Source organism: Intrasporangium sp. (genome assembly GCF_040414665.1).
Classification (GTDB): Bacteria; Actinomycetota; Actinomycetes; order Actinomycetales; family Dermatophilaceae; genus Intrasporangium.
In genome coordinates this window covers 1-18,047 of record NZ_JBEDUL010000155.1, presented here as the reverse complement: position 1 = coordinate 18,047, position 18,047 = coordinate 1, and the positions used below count along the sequence as shown (strand labels likewise).

The 18,047-nt window shown below is 71.6% G+C and carries 13 protein-coding genes; 4 read left to right on the top strand and 9 right to left on the bottom strand.

From position 1 onward, the window contains the following. Nucleotides 1–31 precede the first annotated feature (31 nt). Nucleotides 32–1,636, top strand: a complete 1,605-nt coding sequence (locus ABF401_RS16645) for an HNH endonuclease (protein WP_353510695.1) — start codon at nt 32–34, stop codon at nt 1,634–1,636. A gap of 28 nt (nt 1,637–1,664) precedes the next feature. Here the strand turns inward: ABF401_RS16645 and ABF401_RS16640 are convergent, their stop codons facing one another. Continuing rightward, nucleotides 1,665–2,693: an alpha/beta hydrolase-fold protein gene (locus ABF401_RS16640; RefSeq protein WP_353510694.1), complete on the bottom strand. Its 1,029-nt coding sequence runs from the start codon at nt 2,691–2,693 to the stop codon at nt 1,665–1,667. 105 nt (nt 2,694–2,798) lie between these two features. Then, nucleotides 2,799–3,392, bottom strand: coding sequence for a hypothetical protein (locus ABF401_RS16635; protein WP_353510693.1), 594 nt, complete (start codon nt 3,390–3,392; stop codon nt 2,799–2,801). A gap of 365 nt (nt 3,393–3,757) precedes the next feature. On the opposite strand from ABF401_RS16635, the gene htpX reads away from it, so the two are divergent. Both htpX and pepN read left to right on the top strand, forming a co-directional pair. Further along, entirely contained in the window at nt 3,758–4,618 is an 861-nt protein-coding gene (htpX, locus tag ABF401_RS16630) for a zinc metalloprotease HtpX (RefSeq protein ID WP_353510692.1), read from the top strand. Nucleotides 4,619–4,678: 60 nt separating this feature from the next. Then, nucleotides 4,679–7,210 carry an aminopeptidase N gene (gene pepN, locus ABF401_RS16625; protein WP_353510691.1) on the top strand — a complete coding sequence of 844 codons (2,532 nt, stop codon included), beginning with the start codon at nt 4,679–4,681 and terminating at the stop codon, nt 7,208–7,210. Nucleotides 7,211–7,272: 62 nt separating this feature from the next. Here pepN and ABF401_RS16620 read toward each other — a convergent pair whose 3' ends face one another. The 6 genes from ABF401_RS16620 to ABF401_RS16595 form a co-directional block, all read right to left on the bottom strand. After that, nucleotides 7,273–7,671 (bottom strand): VOC family protein, encoded by a 399-nt coding sequence (locus tag ABF401_RS16620; protein WP_353510690.1) that lies wholly within the window; start codon nt 7,669–7,671, stop codon nt 7,273–7,275. Between the two features lie 101 nt (nt 7,672–7,772). Continuing rightward, nucleotides 7,773–8,183, bottom strand: coding sequence for an ester cyclase (locus ABF401_RS16615; RefSeq protein WP_353510689.1), 411 nt, complete (start codon nt 8,181–8,183; stop codon nt 7,773–7,775). A gap of 60 nt (nt 8,184–8,243) precedes the next feature. After that, a complete protein-coding gene (locus ABF401_RS16610) occupies nt 8,244–8,852 on the bottom strand; it encodes a TetR/AcrR family transcriptional regulator (RefSeq protein WP_353510688.1) in 609 nt (202 codons plus the stop codon). After that, complete coding sequence (locus ABF401_RS16605) at nt 8,833–11,280, bottom strand: PEP/pyruvate-binding domain-containing protein (RefSeq protein ID WP_353510687.1); 2,448 nt, start codon at nt 11,278–11,280, stop codon at nt 8,833–8,835. Before ABF401_RS16605 ends, ABF401_RS16610 begins: the two co-directional genes overlap by 20 nt. A gap of 168 nt (nt 11,281–11,448) precedes the next feature. Beyond that, nucleotides 11,449–12,753 (bottom strand): S1C family serine protease, encoded by a 1,305-nt coding sequence (locus ABF401_RS16600; RefSeq protein WP_353510686.1) that lies wholly within the window; start codon nt 12,751–12,753, stop codon nt 11,449–11,451. Between the two features lie 139 nt (nt 12,754–12,892). Then, the gene (locus tag ABF401_RS16595) at nt 12,893–14,557 is read right to left on the bottom strand and encodes a DNA repair helicase XPB (protein WP_353510685.1); all 1,665 of its coding nucleotides are present in this window, start codon (nt 14,555–14,557) and stop codon (nt 12,893–12,895) included. Between the two features lie 152 nt (nt 14,558–14,709). Here ABF401_RS16595 and ABF401_RS16590 point away from each other — a divergent pair, with 152 nt between their 5' ends. Continuing rightward, on the top strand, nt 14,710–15,648 hold the full coding sequence (locus ABF401_RS16590) for a hydroxymethylglutaryl-CoA lyase (protein ID WP_353510684.1): 939 nt from the start codon (nt 14,710–14,712) through the stop codon (nt 15,646–15,648). Between the two features lie 3 nt (nt 15,649–15,651). Here the strand turns inward: ABF401_RS16590 and ABF401_RS16585 are convergent, their stop codons facing one another. Beyond that, nucleotides 15,652–17,988 (bottom strand): helicase-associated domain-containing protein, encoded by a 2,337-nt coding sequence (locus ABF401_RS16585; RefSeq protein ID WP_353510683.1) that lies wholly within the window; start codon nt 17,986–17,988, stop codon nt 15,652–15,654. Nucleotides 17,989–18,047: the final 59 nt, after the last annotated feature.

Below are 18,047 nucleotides of genomic sequence, written 5' to 3'. Positions count from 1 at the left end.
CCGGCGCCGTCGATGCGGTAGAGTCGAACGCATGATCGAGAGCCCGGGGGTGTCGCTGGCGGGTCTCGTGTCCGGACTGGGGGACGAGGCGGCGGCCCGTCTGGACGACGCCGAGCTGGTGTCCTCGATCGAGGCGCTGGAGCGGGCCAAGGCGGCCTGCGCGGCCGCGCAGGCGCGGTTGACGGCGCGGTTCGTCGCCTCGCAGGCGGCTCAGGCGCAGCGGTTGCGGCAGGTCGCGCAGGCGTGCTCGGCGGCCGGTGACTTCGACGGGTGGGTCGCCGCCCGGGATCGGGCGCGGGCGCTGGAGCTGCCCGCCGATCCGGGGTCCGGGGCCGGCCGCGGCGGCGGGCGTGACGGGTCGAGCTCGACGTCATCGTCTGGGTCGTCGTCTGGGTCTCGGCGTCGCAGGGCCGCGGCGGTCGCGGCGCGTACCGGGGTGTCGGCCCAGGTCGGTCTGGCCCGGCACGAGTCCCCGGCCCGCGGGGCGCGGCTGGCCCGGCTCGCGGTGACCCTGGTGGAGGACCTGCCGCACACCCTGGCGGCGCTGACGGCGGGGCGGCTGAGCGAGCGGCGGGCCGAGCTGGTCGCGGCCGGCACGAGTCACCTGAGCCGTGAGCTGCGGGTGGCGGTCGACGCGCAGGTGATCGGGGCGAACCTGCCCGCGGGCGAGGACCCACCGGCGACCGGGGTCGCCGGCTGGGGTGATCGGGAGGTGGAGCGCCGGGTGCGGGCGTGCGCCGACCGGCTCGACGCCGCGGCAGCGGTCGAGCGGGCGAGGGTGGCCGAGTCGGCGCGGCGGGTCACGGTCCGGCCGGTCCCGGACACCATGGCGATCGTCTCGGCGGTGCTGCCGGTGGCGCAGGCGGTCGCGGTGCGGGCAGCCCTGCAGCAGGCCGCCGCCGCGGCCAGGGCCGCCGGTGACCAGCGCTGCCGCGGCCAGGTGATGGCCGACACGCTGGTCGAGCGGGTCACCGGCCGGGCGTGCGCCGACGACGTCGACCTCGAGGTGCAGGTCGTCATCACCGACCGGGCCCTGTTCGCCGGGGACGACACCCCGGCGCAGGTGCCCGGCTACGGCCCGGTGCCGGCCGGCTGGGTCCGGGACCTGCTCTCCCGCGACCTGCCCACCAGTGAGGAGCACGGCCACCCCGGGCGTGACGGACCCCGCGAGGCGCGGATGTGGCTGCGCAGGCTGTACACCCATCCGGGCACCGGGACGCTGGTGGCGATGGACTCGACGCGGCGGCTGTTCCCGGCCGGGTTGCGCCGCTACCTGCTCGCCCGTGACGGCGTGTGCCGCACCCCGTGGTGCGACGCGCCGATCCGGCACGCGGACCACGTGCGCCCGCACGCGTCCGGCGGCCCGACCAGCGCCGCCAACGGCCAGGGACTGTGCGTGGCGTGCAACCTGACCAAGGACCTGCCCGGCTGGTCCTCCCGCGTGGCCGACCCCGGACCGACCGCCGGCAGCAGCACCCCGCACACCGTGCACATCGCCACGCCCACCGGGCACCAGTACGCCTCGACCGCGCCACCCCTGCTGCCCGGGCTCGTCGAGCCCCAGCCCACAGCGACCGGCCCCGAGGCATCACCCAGCCCGATCGAGAGATGGCTCACCGAGCAGCTCGCCGCCTGACCCAGCCGATCGCCGTCGTGCAGCGGCTTCAGGGCGCGATGCGCTGTGCGAGCCAGGCCAGGGCCAGCGGGTACCGGTACTCGATGGCGCCGTGGCCCGCGTCGAACGTCTCGAAGTGGATCCGCTCGTCCTGCAGGCCAGCTCGCCTCACCTCGGCGTGGAACGCGTGGGCCCCCAGGTCGAGGTACCACTCGTCGCGAGTGCCTGCATCGATCCACACGGCTCGCCAGGACTGGACGGCTTCGGCGTGGCGCTCCACCATGCGCACGGGGTCCCAGTCCAGCCAGCGCTGCCACACCTCCGGGACCAGCCGGCCGCTCGTGTGGTCGAAGGGCAACAACGGCGTGCCGTCCGCCGCCGCTGAGAAGCAGGCGGCCACACCGAGCAGCATGAGCAGCGTCTGGTCAGCCTCCTTCGTGAAGGCCGTCCGCCCGTTGAAGTCCTCCCACCACGTGGTGATGTTGCCGTCGTACTCCCGCAGGTGGCGGACCGCCTTCGCGAAGTCCGGGATGTAGCAGTACTCGTAGAGCGAGTCACCTGCATGCGTCGCCAGCGCGCCGAACAGGTCGGGACGAAGCATGGGCGTGATCATCGCGCCGAAGCCGCCACTCGACTTGCCGGCGATGGCTCGGTGTGCTGGCTCCGGAACCGTCCGGTAGTGGCCGTCGACGAACGGGACGATCTCGTCGCAGAGGTACGAGTGATAGCGGCCGGTACCGGGGGAGTCGACGAACTGGCTGCCGCCGTAGGCCGTCCATGCGTCCACGTAGACGACGATCGTCGGGGGCGCCTCACCGCCGGCGAAGACAGCGTCGGCCGTCTCGAGGAACGGTTGGCGGAACGGAGTCCGGTTGCGCCACATGGCCAGCTGACCGGTGTACCCCTGAATGACGTAGACAGTCGCATAGCGGCGATCCGGCTCATCGTCGTAGCCGGGCGGGACGTAGACCCAGAGCGGTCGTTCATGAGGATCGCCGAGCGGGTTGCCACGCAACAGTGCGCTGTCGATGATGTGCTCGTCGATGCGTCCGGACAGCTCAGCAGACCAAGGCAGCATGGGGCCCACAGTAACCACGCAGCGGTCGCCCACGACAAAAGCCGCGCCCGCTGGTGGTGACCAGCGGGGCGGCTCTGTGGTGTATCTGCCTACCCGGTCTGGGTTTCAGACCGTGGCCGGGGTTCCGCTCACGATGTCCTTCGGGACGAAGTCGTTGACCCGCTTCGCGTGACGGAAGCCGAAGAACGAGAGGACCAGCAGGACGCCCGAGGCGATGAAGGCGCCGATCCCGGCGATGAAGGCGATGGTGCCCATCGTGCCGAAGGCGTAGGCGTTGAGCAGCATGCCGCGCAGTGCGTTGCCCATGAACAGGCTCTGGCGCAGGTCACCGAGGGCCTTGACCTCGTCGGCGTTGGCGCTGGGGTCCTTGGCCATCTTCATGTACTCACCCGAGACCTCCTCGTAGGTCCGGCCGTCCGAGCTCGCGTTCATGTGGACGAGGATGTACTGGTCGGCGAAGGCCTTGGCCTGGTCGCCCGTGGTCATCTGCTGGCCGGCGTACTGCAGGAGGGCGTCCTTCTGAGCCTGCGTCTCGAGGCGGTCGGCCGCGGGCATCGTGATCCGCTGCTGGCTGAGCTGGCTCTCGACGTTCTGGTGGACGAAGTTGCTGGCGTACATCAGCAGGCCGCCTGCGGCGAGGAGGACAACGGCGAGGATGAGGCCGGTCCATGAGATGAGCTGATCAAGCGTCTTGCGCATCGCGCTTCTCCTTTGAGTGGGAGGGACTCCCATTTCCCTGGTTCCCTGTTCCCTGGTTTCCCCTGGCGAGATGAACACTACTACTACACGTAGTAGTTGAGAAATCAGCGGAGTGTGACCCTGACAACACTGCGTCGCGGGGCCGCGGCGCGACCCCACGCCCCGGGCGTGCACTGTCAATCCGTCACGGGCTCAGGCGGATTCGGCTGATGCGTTGGGAGCAGGCGGCAACCACGCGCGACGTGACGCCTCTGCCCCCGAGCGCGACCGGGCCGCTGAGCGGGAAGCCGGCTAAGCGGCATACGGCCGCATCTGCCCAACGAGGAGTTCAGGAACACGCGACGCCGACCACTCGTTCAACCGGCATGCACAGGCACTTCAACGGACTCAAGACGGCTGCCCTCTTCGGCGCCATCTGGGCCCTCCTGCTCGGGCTCGGTGCCCTCATCGGAAATGGTCGCTACATCTGGCTGTTCGCGCTGATCGGTGTCGCCACGACCGCCTACGGCTACTGGAACTCCGACAAGCTCGCGATCCGCGCCATGCGTGCCTACCCCGTCTCGGAGGCGCAGGCACCGGCGATGTACCGCATCGTCCGCGAGCTCTCCACGGCTGCGGGCAAGCCGATGCCGAGGCTCTACGTGTCGCCGACTCAGGCGCCGAACGCGTTCGCGACCGGCCGCAACCCGCAGAACGCCGCGGTCTGCTGCACCGAGGGGATCCTCGGCCTGCTCACCGAGCGAGAGCTGCGCGGCGTGCTGGGGCACGAGCTGATGCACGTGTACAACCGCGACATCCTGACGAGCTCGGTCGCAGCCGCCATCGCCGGTGTCATCACGTCGATCGGCCAGATGCTCATGTTCACGAGCATGTTCGGCGGCGGCTCGGACGAGAACCGGCCCAACCCGCTCGCGCTCCTGGCGATGTCGTTCCTCGCCCCGATGGCCGCGATGATGATCCAGCTCGCCATCAGCCGAACGCGCGAGTACGACGCCGACGAGGACGGTGCGAAGCTCACCGGCGACCCGATCGCCCTCGCCTCGGCGCTGCGCAAGCTCGAGGCCGGCGTGGCGCGGGCGCCGCTCGCCCCCCAGCAGCAGATCGTCAACGCGAGCCACATGATGATCGCCAACCCGTTCCGGGCCCAGGACGTGTCGCGCTTCTTCGCGACGCACCCGCCGATGGGGCAGCGGATCGCGCGGCTGGAGACCATGGCGCAGCGGTAATCCACAGGGATCATCCCGTCCGGGGCGTGGCGAGCCTGCCGATCTGGCAGGCTCGCTTCCATGCGCAGCCTCACCCTGGCCGAGGCCCGAGAGCGGGCCGGGCTCATCTCCGTCACGTCGTATGCCGTTGAGCTCGACCTCGACCAGGGTGCGGAGGTCTTCGGCTCGGTCTCGAGCATCTCCTTCACGTGTGGCTCGCCCGGCGCCGACAGCTGGGTCGACCTCAAGGCCCGGTCGATCGAGTCCATCACGCTCAACGGGGACACCCTCGATCCCGGCGAGGTGGTCGCCGGCCGGATGCCGCTCACGGACCTTGCCGCAGACAACGTCCTCGTCGTGCGTGCGACCATGGCCTACAGCCACGACGGGCAGGGCCTGCACCGGGCGACGGACCCGGCCGACCGTCGTGACTACGTCTACGGTCACCTCTTCCTCGATGCCGCGCCGAGCGTGTACGCCTGCTTCGACCAGCCGGACCTCAAGGCGCCCTACGACATCACGGTCCGTGCGCCGCAGGACTGGGTCGTCCTCGGCAACGGCGCCGCGACGGCGGCTTCGTCGACGCCGGGGGAGTGGCGGCTGGCGACGACGAAGCCACTGGCGACCTACTTCGTGACCGTGTGCGCCGGCCCGTACGTCTCCGTGCGGGATGAGCACGACGGCATCCCGCTCGGCCTCCATGCGCGCGCCTCACTGCGGGAGCCACTCGAGCGGCACGCCGCCGAGATCTTCTCGGTGACGCGGCAGTGCTTCGACTACTTCCACGGGCTCTTCGGCATCCGCTACCCCTTCGGGGAGTACCACCAGGTGTTCGTGCCCGAGTTCAACGCCGGGGCGATGGAGAACCCGGGCTGCGTCACCTTCCGCGACCAGTACCTGTTCCGAGGGGCAGCCACCCGCGACGAGCTGCTGAGCCGGGCGAACACCGTGAGCCACGAGATGTCGCACATGTGGTTCGGCGACATCGTCACGATGAAGTGGTGGGACGACCTGTGGCTCAACGAGTCCTTCGCCGAGTACATGTCGCACCGGTGCCTTGTCGATGCGACGGAGTACTCCGATGCCTGGGTCGACTCGTCGATCGTGCGCAAGGTCTGGGGCTACGGGGCCGAGCGCTCGCCGTCGACCCATGCCGTGGCAGGCGTCGAGGCCCTCGACGCGCAGAGCGCGCTGCAGAACTTCGACGGGATCGCCTACGCCAAGGGGGCCGCGGTCCTGCGTCAGCTCATCGCCTACGTCGGGGACGAGGCCTTCATCGCGGGAGTGCGCACCTACCTGCGCGACCGGTCCTACTCCAACGGCACCCTGGCGGACTTCCTCGGCGCCATCGAGCGCGCGAGTGGCACGGACCTCGGCGCGTGGTCATCGGGGTGGCTGCTCACCGCCGACCGAGACACGATCTCCGTCGAGACCGAGGAGCAGGATGGCGTCGTCCGCACCGCGCGGCTGCTTCGCGAGGTGCCGGCGGCGCATCCGGCCGACCGGCCCCACGCGATCGACGTCGCCGGCTGGAGCGACGGCGTCGAGGTGTCACGGGTCGACGTCATGGCGGTGGGGGACCAGACCCACCTCGACGGCCTCGCCGGCACTGCTCACCCAGCGGTCCTCGTGCCCAACGCGAGCGACCTGACCTGGGCCAGGGTGCGCCTCGATGAGGGCACGCTCGACGCGTTGCCGGCGCAGCTCAGCCGGGTCCCGGACGCGCAGGCCAGGGCAGTGGTCTGGTCGGCCCTCATCGACGGCGTGCACGTGGCGGAGGTCTCGCCGGTGACCTTCCTCGACGTCTTCGAGGCGACGTGGCTCCTGGAGGCCAACGCGTCGATCCTGACGCGGATTGCCCTCTACGCCGAGCACCGGGTCGTGCCCTACTTCGTGCCGCGCCCGGCCCAGGCGCCGGTCCTCGCTCGGCTGGCGCGAAATGCCGGGGACCTGCTGGCTCGGGCCGAGGAAGGGACGACGCGGTCGCTCGCCGCCGCCCGCCTCCTCGCCGGCACGAGCGCGGACGAGACGCTCCTGCGGGCGTGGGCCGAGGGCTCGGGCCTTCCGCACGGCCTGGAGGACGACGGCGACTTCCGCTGGATCGTGGTCCGCAACCTCGCCTCACGCGGTCTCATCGACGGCGCAGCGGTCGACTCCTTCCGGTCCCGGGACGACACGCTCCAGGGCGCCCTCAACGCCCTCATGTGCCTCGCCGCGCTGCCGGTGCCGGAGGCGAAGGCCTGGGCCTGGGAGCAGCTGACGGGCCGGCACAACCGCTCGAACTACGAGATGGTCCACCTCGCCCGGGGCCTGTGGATGTCGCCCGACGACGCCCTCGTCGCCGACTACGTCGAGCGGTACTTCACGGACGTTCCGGCGATGTCCGCGTGGGTGGGCGAGGACGCCCTCTCCCGAGTCGTGCTGGCGGCGTTCCCCAAGGTCTTCACCGACGCGACGGAGGCGCTCAGCAGGGCGGCGCTCCGCCGGGACGACCTCACGCCCGCCGTCCGACGGTCGCTCGTGGACGCGGATGCCGAGCTTCGCGAGGCGCTGGCGTCCCGGGCGATCTTCGGGCCAGTGCTGGGCGTCGGCACCACCGCGTCGCCCACCTGACCGACCGACGTCCGGGCGCACGGACCACAGGGGGGCCGGCGATCCGCGGCCGGCGGGTGACCTCACCCCAGAGAGTGGGCGATGGCGTGCCGAGGCTCGTAGAGCTGGATGTCGTCGGCCCCGGGCACGGCAACCATGACAACGATGCCGTAGCCGTGATCCACCGGTTCTGAGGTGAATCTGGCTCCCCGAGAGGCGAGCTCGTCCATCGTGGCCCGCAGGTCGTCGCACATGAGCGAGACCGCGTGGTGCCGGGGGCTGGAGTACCCCTCACCCGACGTCGGGTGGACGCCGAGCTCGCTCGGGCCCGACCGGAAGATCAGCCAGGCGTCGGCACCTGGCTCTGGCGCGTCGGAAGACTCGGCGTCGACGACGAACGGCCACCGGAGGACGTCACGGAAGAAGGCCCGCGTCGCGGCCGGGTCATCGGAGTAGATGAGGTTGTGCACCGCGGTGATCATCTCCCGACCGTACGCCCGGGGTTGACGTGCTTTCGCCGAATTCCGCGTCTCATCGACGTCGGCCCGAACAAGGCGCACGACGAGGGGCGTGCCGGCCCGGGTCAGACCAGGCCGAGCTGGTGGAGCAGGGAGAGGTTGTCGCCGAGGATCCAGCGCTCGACCGTCAGGCCGTCATCGTTGAACCGCCGGAAGGTCATGGCCTCCCACGTGAGCCGCTTGCCCGTGGGTGGGACCCCGCGAAGCACGCCCTCGTGGGTGCCGCTGTAGGTCAGCCGCGCCGCGACGAGGTCTCCCTCCGCGACGAGGTCCTCGATCGTCGACGTGAAGTCCGGCAGCGCCCGCCGCATCTGCGTGAGGAACTCCCGATGACCCGTGAGGTTGGGCTCGAGGTGCTCGGGGAGCCCATGGATGGTCGCGTCGGGCGCATAGCTGGCGAGATACCGGTCCAGGGCGCCGGCGTTGAACGCCGCGACCGCGTCGATGGTGTTCTGCCGGTTCCGCGCGCTGTCCACGCCTCCAGTGTGGCCCGAAGGGGCTGGCTTTCGGGGTGAAAGGGGCGACGCCGGGCTGGCTCAGGCGCGCGGCGAGGTGAACAGCGGGAGGGCCACCTCATCGACGATCCCGTCGATGATCTCGTCGTCGATCGGAGCGCCGTGGGTGAGGAAATGGAAGCGCAGGAGCGTTGCAGGCGTCGAGCGGACCAACGCGCTCGGTTGCACGACCGATTCACCGCGCTGGCGGGCCCGATCGAGGATGACGTCGATGTTGGGGCCGAACCACCCGCTCGAGAGGGAGGAGAGCCGCCCGCCGCCATGGGTCGGCGTGAGAGCCTCGGCCGAGGCACCACGCAGCGCCTCGCCCAGGGGGCCGGTGAGCAGGTCCGCCGTGAGCCGGATCCACGCCCTGAGGTCCCCTCGGAGGCTCCCAGTGTCAGGCGGCGCGGCCTCCTCGCCCAGAAGGCGCTGGGCAGCGGCCCGGGCGAGGTCGACCCGGGTCGGCCACCGCCGGTAGATCGACGCCTTGCCCGCACCGGCGCGTTGGGCGACGGCCTCGAAGGTGAGCTCCCCGTAGCCCGACTCGTCGAGGATCTCGATGACCGCGTCGAGGATCGCGTCCTCGAGGGCGGCGCCGCGTCGTCGGGGCCTCGGCGGAAGTCGGTGCTCACGGCCCGGTGTGGTCATCGGCGGGGAGGACGAGCCCGTGGTCGCCGTCGACGAGCACTCGTTGCCCCGTGGCGAGGGTCGACGTGCCGGTGCCGACGGCGAGGACCGCGGGGATGCCGTACTCGCGAGCGACGATCGCCGCGTGGGAGGCGGGGCCGCCGTGGTCGACGACGACAGCGGCGACCCGGGCGAAGAGGGGCGTCCAGGCCGGGCTGGTCTGGGGGCAGACAAGGATGTCGCCGGCCTCCACGGAGCCGAACTCGTCCGGCTCGCGGACGACGCGGACGCTGCCAATGGCTCGTCCGCCGCCACCCGCGAAGCCGGTGAGGAGGGCGTCGCCGGTCGGCGGCCGGTCGGGATAGAGGGACGTCGTCGCGATGAGGGGCGACGACGCGAGTGCGGCGTACGCACTCCGGCGGCGTGCGACCGCCTCCCTGAGCCGGTCGCCACCGGCACCCACGAGGGGGTCGGGGAGGGCGGCGACCTCGTCCCAGAGGAGGTACCAGACGTCGCCCGGTGCGTCGGTCCAACCGTGGGCCGCAAGTCTGTCCCCAATCTCGAGGACGGCGTGGCGCACGACGGGCATGGCCCGCGTGATCTCGAAGTGGGTGTCCTCGCGGAGCGCGACTCCGTCGCTGGCCCGCTCGACCAGCGAGCGGAGCCATCGTTGGGCATGAAGCCGCCGCACCCGCGGCTCCCGGACCAGCCGCTCGAGCGAGTCGGTGGGGGGCGACTGCCCCCGGGTCGCCGACGCCTCGGTCCGCGACAGCATGACCCGGACGAGCCGGAGCACCGTCCCAGGTGAGTCACCCCACGACGGGTCCCTGAGCAGCATGAGCGTGGACGTCTCCCGATGTCCGAATCGCTCCGTGAACTCGGAGAGCTGGCCGCGTAGCGTCGCCGCGGCGGGGTCCCGGGCCACGAGGTCGACGAGCTGGTCGCTCGCGGTGGTCAGGAAGGCATGATGGAGGGCCGGCTCGGCGCTGACGGTGGCGGCCATGGCCTCGAGCGCGGCGTTGGCCTGCATCGTCTGCGTGTCCGCACCGATGAGCAGGTCTGACATCTCGGACTCGGAGCCGAGCACCGCCAGCGCGACCTTGAGCGTGACCAGGGCGCGCCCGGCCGCGGGCAGGTACTCGACGCGCAGCTCGGCGACGTCCTTGACGATGCCACGAGCCGTCCCCTGCACGGTCAGGAGCTCGGCCCAGGTTGCCTTCCGCAGGTCCGTCGCATCGAGCGCGCCGGCTCGTCGGACGATCTCGGCTGCCAAGGGATGCCGAACCCAGTCGGCCGGACGGCGCCGGAAGGCACGTGCGACCGAGAGGGCGATCCGGGCCGGGGTCCGTAGGGTCGGTTGCGGGATGACGGGGACGTAGGACTGCACGATCCCGTCGACGGTCGGCAGCGTCGCCTCGGCATCCACTCGCGCACCCAACAGACCTGCGAACATGCGCTCGAGGTGACGCAGGATGACGTCCCCCGACCATGCTGTCAGCTCCATGGGCAGCGGTCGCCGCGGGAGCAGCTCCACGATGACGGGACCGATGAACTGCTGGATCCGGTTGAGCCGCAACGGAGCCGGTGGCAGCGCCGTCATGGGGCGAGCCTGCGTCAGGAGGATGGTGTCGCCAGCGATGGCCCATTCGATGTCCTGCGGGGGCCCGAAGTGGGCGGCGACGGCTCGCGCCTGCTCGGCCAGCAGCGCGAGCACCCGCGCCGGGAGCGCAGGGGTGCCCTGGTCGCCGGCCTCCGTGGACGTGCCGCCCCCGGGGGTGGGCCGCACCACCGTCTCGTGCCGGCCCGCGTGCCGCTCGAGCACCGACCCGTCGGCAGCGAGGACCGCGTGGTCAGGGGTGACGGCGCCCGAGACGACGGACTCGCCGAGCCCGGGGCTGGAGTCGATGACGACCTCGTCGCGCGCTCCGGTGACCGGGTTCGCGGTGAACATGACTCCGGCCCAGTCCGCAGGCACGAGCTCCTGGACGACCACGGCCATGGCAACCGAGTCATCGCCGACGTCGAGGCGAGCACGGTAGGCGATGGCGCGCTCACTCCAGAGGGAGGCCCAACAGGCCCGCACGGCAGCGGCGACGGCGTCCGCTCCGACGACGTTGAGGAACGTGTCCTGCTGCCCGGCGAAGGCCGCGCCAGGCAGGTCCTCCGCCGTCGCGCTGGACCGCACGGCGACCGGCCCCCCGCCGAGGTCCCGGTAACTGCGCTCCACCGCCTCGCGCACCACGTCAGGGAATGGGCGGGCCGCGATCGCTTCCTTCGTGGGGTGCTCCAGGTCCGCCGTCGCCGACCGGTAGGCATCCGTCGTCACGACGAAGCCGGGCGGCACGAGGAACCCCGCCCGCACCAGCTCGCCGAGGTTCGCGCCCTTGCCGCCCGCCATGGACAGGTCCGCGCGAGTGACCTCCCGCAGCGGGATGCACATTCTCGCCATGGGAACAACGCTAGCCGATAGAGAACGGTCCGTATACTAAGGACCGGGTGCGTCATCACTGTGCGGCCATGGATGGCCGGTGACTGCGGGAGCCGACTCAGCGGCATACCCAAAGAGCTGGGGAGCCCCGCGCTGACGGGACTCCCCAACCTGCTCAGCTGGAACTGATCAGCTGGACGACGGCCGCGCCGCGAGCGTCACCGAGACGTCCTGGCGCTTGCCGTCACGGATGATCGTCAGGGTCACCTTCTCGCCGGCCTTGCGCTCGCGGATCTGGGCGACGAGCGCGGTGGACGAGTCGACGGACTCACCGTCGATGGCGACGACGATGTCGCCCTGCTTGATCCCGGCGGCCTGCGCCGGAGCACTGTTGGTCACGGCGGCGATCTCGGCGCCGGCGCGCTTGGCAGCACCGTCCTGCGTCACCGTGTCCCGGGCGCTGATCCCGAGAAAGGCGTGCTCGGCCTTGCCGCTGGCGATGAGCTGGTCGGCGATCGACTTCGCCTCGTTGACCGGGATGGCGAAACCGATGCCGATGTTGCCCGACTGTCCGCCGTTCCCGCCGCCCAGCTGGGCGATCGAGCTGTTGATGCCGATGAGCTCGCCCTTGGCGTTGACGAGGGCGCCGCCGGAGTTGCCGGGGTTGATGGCGGCGGAGGTCTGGATCGCGTTGGTGACGACCGGCTCGGCCGAGCCCTGACCCTGACCGAAGGGCGAGTCGTTCTCCGAGCCGGTCGACACCGGACGGTCGATCGCGCTGACGATGCCCGTCGTCACCGTGCCGGAGAGGCCGAGCGGGTTGCCGATCGCCATCGTGGGGTCGCCGACCGCGATGGTGTCCGAGTCGCCGAGCGAGATCGGCGTGAGGTCATTGGGCGCCGCGGAGAGCTTGATGACCGCGAGGTCGGTCGAGGGGTCGGTGCCGACGACCGTCGCCGCAAAGGTGCGGCCGTCGGCGAGGGTGACCTGGATCCCGCCGTTGCCGCTGCCGTTGCCGCCGGCCTCCACCACGTGGTTGTTGGTGACGATGTGGCCGGACTTGTCGAGGATGACCCCGGAGCCCGCGCCGTTGGCAAGCTGGATGCTGACGACGCTGGGCGACACGGCCTTGGCCACCGCTGACCAGTCAGGTGCTGCCGCGTTGCCCTGGATGACGGTCGGGGACGTCCCGTTCTGGCTGGGCTGCTGGGTGGCCGCGGTTGTGCCCGTACTCGGCTCGTTCGCCTGAGTCAGGGCGTACGTACCTCCGCTGGCGAGCACGGCAGCGATGAGCGCGACGCCTGCGGTCTGGGCGAGGCCGCGACCCCTGCGGGGCGCCGGCGCGCCAGCCGACTCGTAGGCCGGGGCGGAGGGGAACGGAGGCGGGGGCGGCGCGGTGGGCCCGCTGGCCGCGGGGATCTCCTGCGTCCTGCTCATGTCAGGCAGTTGCTGAGTGTGGTTCGGCTGCTGCGAGTCGTGCGGTGCGAGCGTCATGGCTTTCTCCTCGGTTGGTCTGCTCACTCGATGACACACCGCCACGTTGGGTGAGGGGTGTGCCCTCTCTGTGAGCTTCCTGTGTCACCTACCCGGGCCTTGGCGCACAATTCCCGGAGCGCGGGGCGCGGCGCGGGGCTCAGTCGAGGTCGGCGGCGTCGATGATGCGGTAGGAGTACCCCTGCTCGGCGAGGAAGCGCTGCCGGTGCGCCGCGAAGTCCGCGTCCACCGTGTCCCGCGAGACGACGGTGTAGAAGTGCGCGGTCCGGCCGTCGCCCTTGGGCCGCAGCACCCGCCCGAGTCGCTGGGCCTCCTCCTGACGGCTGCCGAAGGTGCCGCTGATCTGGATCGCGACACTCGCCTCGGGCAGGTCGATCGAGAAGTTGGCGACCTTGGACACGACCAGCTGCGTGACCTCGCCCCGGCGGAACGCGTCATACAGCCGCTGTCGCTCCCTCACGGTGGTCTCCCCGGTGATGAGGTCGGCGCCGAGGCGCTCGGCCACCTCGTGGAGCTGGTCGAGGTACTGGCCGATGATGAGGGTGGGTTCCGCCGTATGCCGCTGGGCCAGCTTCTCGACGACGTCGAGCTTCACGTCGGCGCAGCTCGCCAGCCGGTAGCGGTCGTCCGGTTCCGCGGTGGCATAGGCGAGCCGGAGGGAGTCGGGCAGGGTGACGCGGACCTCCACGCAGTCGGCGGGCGCGATGTAGCCCTGGGCCTCGATGTCCTTCCACGGCGCGTCGAAGCGCTTCGGCCCGATGAGGCTGAACACGTCCGCCTCGCGGCCGTCCTCGCGGACGAGGGTCGCGGTGAGGCCGAGCCGGCGACGGGCCTGGAGGTCGGCGGTCATCCGGAAGATCGGTGCCGGGAGCAGGTGGACCTCGTCGTAGACGATGAGGCCCCAGTCGCGGGCGTCGAGCAGGTCGAGGTGGGTGTAGGTGCCCTTCCGGCGGGTCGTCAGGACCTGGTAGGTGGCGATGGTGACCGGGCGGATCTCCTTGCGCGCCCCGGAGTACTCACCGATCTCGTCCTCGGTCAACGTCGTGCGGTGGATCAGCTCGTCCTTCCACTGCCTGGCCGAGACGGTGTTCGTGACGAGGATGAGGGTGGTTGCCTTCGCCTGGGCCATCGCGCCGGCGCCGACAAGGGTCTTGCCCGCCCCGCAGGGCAGGACCACGACACCGGAGCCGCCGTGCCAGAAGCCGTCAACGGCCTGCTCCTGGTAGGGCCGCAGGTGCCAGCCGTCGTCCTCCAGGGCGATGGGATGGGACTCGCCGTCCACGTAGCCGGCCAGGTCCTCGGCGGGCCAGCCGACCTTGAGCAGCTCCTGCTTGAGGGTGCCGCGCTCGCTCGGGTGGACGACGACGGCGAGGTCGTCGATGCGCTCTCCGGTGAGGGGCTTGATCTTCTTGTGCCGCAGAACCTCTTCGAGGACTGGACGGTCGGTGCTGCGCAGGACGAGCCGCGTTCCCTCGGGGGAGTCGGCGAACCCCTCCTTCTCGAGGGTGAGCCGCCCGTAGCGGTCCATCGTCTCGGCGACGTCGACGAGGAGGGCGTGCGGCACGGCATAGCGCGAGTGGGTGATGAGCGCGTCGACGACCTGCTCCGCGTCATGACCGGCGGCGCGGGCGTTCCACAGGCCGAGCGGGGTGATCCGGTAGGTGTGGACGTGCTCCGGCGACCGCTCGAGCTCGGCGAAGGGGGCGATCGCTCGTCGGGCCTGCTCGGCGCGCGGGTGGTCGACCTCGAGAAGCAGGGTCTTGTCACTCTGGACGATGAGGGGGCCGTCGTTCGCTGGGTTCATCGTCTGGTCCCAACGCTGGCCGGGGCGCGCCTTGTTCCGCAACACGCCCGGCGCCTCGCTCCTCGACCCTGAAATTGCACTGGTGAGCAGCACGATTCCGGGCGTGTTGCGGGTCGCATGGGGGGCGGGGGCACGCCTGACAGTATGGACGCATGCGAACCCCCCAGGTGGAGCCGGCGACGGGGCTCCCGGCGTCCGTCACGATCTACGAGGTCGGCCCCCGCGATGGGCTCCAGAACGAGAAGACCATCGTGTCGGCCGGCATCAAGGTCGAGTTCATCCGGCGCCTCGAGGCGGCCGGGCTGCAGACGATCGAGACGACCTCGTTCGTGCCGGCGAAGTGGGTGCCGCAGATGGGCGACGCCGAGGAGGTGCTCGCGGGGCTCGGAGCGGGGGGTGGTGACGCGACCGGTCCGCGCCGTCCAGCGCTCGTGCCCAACGAGCGGGGCCTGGACCGAGCGGAGGAGCTGGGCCTGCGGGCCATCGCCATCTTCGGGTCCGCGACGGAGACGTTCGCCCAGCGGAACCTCAACCGGTCGGTGACGGAGCAGTACGCGATGTTCGAGCCGGTGGTGAAGCGGGCGCTGGCCGACGGGATGTGGGTGCGCGCGTACGTCTCGATGTGCTTCGGCGATCCGTGGGAGGGTCCCGTCCCGATCGACCAGGTCGTCGAGGTCGCCCAGCGCCTCATGGACCTTGGCTGCGCCGAGCTCAGCCTCGGCGACACGATCGGCGTCGGCACGACCGGCCACGTGCATCGTCTGCTGGAGGCCTTGGGGCGCAAGGGGATCGGCACCGACCGGATCGCCGTGCACTTCCACGACACGTACGGCCAGGCGTTGGCCAACACCATGGCCGCGCTGCGCGACGGGGTGGCCGTCGTCGACGCGTCGACCGGAGGGCTGGGCGGCTGCCCTTATGCCAAGTCGGCCACTGGCAACCTCGCGACTGAAGACCTGGTCTGGGCCCTCGCCGGCGCCGGCGTCGAGACCGGCGTCGACCTGGACGCGCTCGTCGAGACCAGCGTCTGGATGGCCGAGCAGCTGGGGCGCCCCAGCCCGTCCAACGTCGTCCGCGCCCTCGCCGGCTGACCCCTACCCCTGATCGAGGGTGGCGCCGGCGATCCGGTGCACGGACCACGACCTCTCCCGGCCCGCCTCGTCGGTCGCGTGGACCCGTCCGCCGTCGACCCGCCGGGGGTGGATCAGGTGCCGCGTCGTCGCCCCGAGCCGATCGGTCACGCCGATCCAGACGCCGTGACCGTCCGCCATCGCCTCGCGCAGCAGTGCCAGGGTGACGACGGGGTCGGTCGTCGGGATGGCCGGGCCTGGACGCGACGCCTCCTCCGCCCGCCGTTCTTGGGCGGTCGCCTCCGCGGCGCGCAGCCCGGCGACGAGGGCGGTCGTGCTCGCCTCGTCCACCGGTGAGGTCGTCGGGGGAGTGACCCTGCGCCTGGCCCGGGCTCGGCGCTGCTCGGGCCCTGCCAGCACCACGCCACCGTCCTGCCCCTCGAGCACCGGCGCGAAGCCGTGCTCCCGCAGCAGCTCGACGAGCATTCCCGGGTCGCCGGACGACACGAGCACCGTGGGCGCGATGCGCCGCAGCCGCAGCGGAGCGAGGTCACGAGTGGCGAGCATCGCGTCCAGCACGGCCTCGTCGTCAGAGCGCACGTATGCCGCTGAGTTCCCTACCCGGGTCACGCCGTGCTTCCGCGCGACGTCCATCACGAGATACTCGAGGGGCTGGGGAAGCGGGGTACGGCTCGACCGGCGGATGGTGTCGAGCATGTCCGCCGCAGTCCAGCCGGCGTCCAGCGCGCGACGGATCGAGTCGTGGGTGAAGCGGTGGACGGTCGCGCCGCCCCTGGACTCGATCTCGGACGCGAGCCGCATGAACGACGCGAGGGCGCCCTCCAGCGGGCCTGGTGCCACTGCCGTGAGGTCGGCCTGGACGAGGATGTGGTCGACCGGCTCGGGCAGGTGCGCCGTCATCGCGGCGGCGAGCTCGTCGTGTCGATCACGGGCTGCCGCGGCCTGCACAGTCGAGTGGTCGGTGATCCCCAGGAGGGTGCGTCCCGGGGAGGAGATGGCCCCGCGCCCGGTGATCCCCAGCCACTCGGCCTCCCGGAGGACCCCGTCGATGGCACCGGCGAGTGGGCCGGCGGGCCGCAGGGGTCGCCGCCAGCCGAGCCGCTGCCGGACCGACTCCGCGTCGGCGGCCGTGCCCGGCTCGAGCGTGGCCAGCTCAGCGAGCACCTCGCGACGGATTCCGCGGATGGCCGGCCACTGGATGTCAGGACCCAGGGCGTTGGCCGGCGACTCGCCGACCCGGCCACCGACGAGGTGCGCGGCCCGGGTGGAGGTCAGCCAGGCACGCGCGACGACTGCCCACCGGTTGCCCGCCTCGCTGGCCGACCACTCGTCCAGCTCGGGTGTGGGAGCCCAGACGGGCACGATCTCGCCGTCGTCGCCGACGAGCCCAGCGGCATACGACGCCTCGATGAGGAAGGCCGCCCGCTCGGGCTCCACGTCGAGCACCCGCTGAGTGGCCTTGAGGTCGCGAACGGACAGGCCACCGGCGCGCAGGACGCGCGGCGGCTCTGCGCCCCACGCCGACGCCAGCTCGTCGATCCGGGAGAGCAGGTCGCTGGCGGCGCCTCCCGCGACGGCGTCCACCACGCGAGCAGCCACGTCTCGGCCCGTGAGATCCGGGGCACGGAGCCGGGAGGTCCGGTGGAGCCGGCCGCCGCGCAGGACGAGCGCGACCTCGCGCGGCAGGGCGACCCGGTCGCTACCGAGCGGCACGAGCAGCTGACGGTCGAGGAGCCAGCGCACTGCCGCAGTTCCGGCAGGCCCGGAGGACCTGACGCCCACAGACGGGCCCCACGCCAGTCGGTCGAGGATGGTGCGCGCCGCATCAGGCGCGTCCTCGATGGCCGACCGGATCTGTGACCCGGTCGGGAGGGGGGACTCCGGCGTTGCCGGGCGCAGCTCCCGGTAGGGGGCGCCGAGGCCTGCAACGGACGGGCCGAGCACCTCCGGAACGCTGCGGACGACGTGTACCCCGTCCGCCCCGCGCCAGACCAGGGCCCTGGCCCACAGCTCCTCCACGATGTCTCTGACCAGGGACTGCTCCGCCTCGTCGACGCCGAGGAGCCGCAGGAGCACCGTCGTCTCGTCTGGGTCGTCCGCGTCCCCGGCCACGACGAGGGCCTCGAGCACCTGCAGGCGGCCCGCGTCGAGGGCGTCGACGGCCCGCTGCACGCTCGCCTTCGTCGAGGCCCGCGCGGCAAGGCTGGTCAGGTCTGCCGGAGCGGGACGCGCGAGATCGGGGCGTGCGAGTACCAGCGCGACGAGCGCACGATCGTCACGCCCCCGGATGTCGTCGGCCAGGCTGCGGGGCGACCGCCTCTCCAGGCTGTTGATGGCCACGCCCCCAACCTATGCGGCTCCACTAGCGTGGAGCCATGAGCGCTCTCTTCCCGGAGCCC

Bases quoted from the DNA above. Each gene is read 5' to 3' on its own strand.
- ABF401_RS16610 (WP_353510688.1), bottom strand. From the start codon at position 8,852: ATGACCACACCGGGCCGTGAGCACCGACTTCCGCCGAGGCCCCGACGA.
- pepN (WP_353510691.1), top strand. From the start codon at position 4,679: ATGCGCAGCCTCACCCTGGCCGAGGCCCGAGAGCGGGCCGGGCTCATC.
- ABF401_RS16645 (WP_353510695.1), top strand. From the start codon at position 32: ATGATCGAGAGCCCGGGGGTGTCGCTGGCGGGTCTCGTGTCCGGACTG.
- ABF401_RS16640 (WP_353510694.1), bottom strand. From the start codon at position 2,693: ATGCTGCCTTGGTCTGCTGAGCTGTCCGGACGCATCGACGAGCACATC.
- ABF401_RS16595 (WP_353510685.1), bottom strand. From the start codon at position 14,557: ATGAACCCAGCGAACGACGGCCCCCTCATCGTCCAGAGTGACAAGACC.
- ABF401_RS16620 (WP_353510690.1), bottom strand. From the start codon at position 7,671: ATGATCACCGCGGTGCACAACCTCATCTACTCCGATGACCCGGCCGCG.
- ABF401_RS16590 (WP_353510684.1), top strand. From the start codon at position 14,710: ATGCGAACCCCCCAGGTGGAGCCGGCGACGGGGCTCCCGGCGTCCGTC.
- ABF401_RS16635 (WP_353510693.1), bottom strand. From the start codon at position 3,392: ATGCGCAAGACGCTTGATCAGCTCATCTCATGGACCGGCCTCATCCTC.
- ABF401_RS16600 (WP_353510686.1), bottom strand. From the start codon at position 12,753: ATGACGCTCGCACCGCACGACTCGCAGCAGCCGAACCACACTCAGCAA.
- htpX (WP_353510692.1), top strand. From the start codon at position 3,758: ATGCACAGGCACTTCAACGGACTCAAGACGGCTGCCCTCTTCGGCGCC.
- ABF401_RS16605 (WP_353510687.1), bottom strand. From the start codon at position 11,280: ATGGCGAGAATGTGCATCCCGCTGCGGGAGGTCACTCGCGCGGACCTG.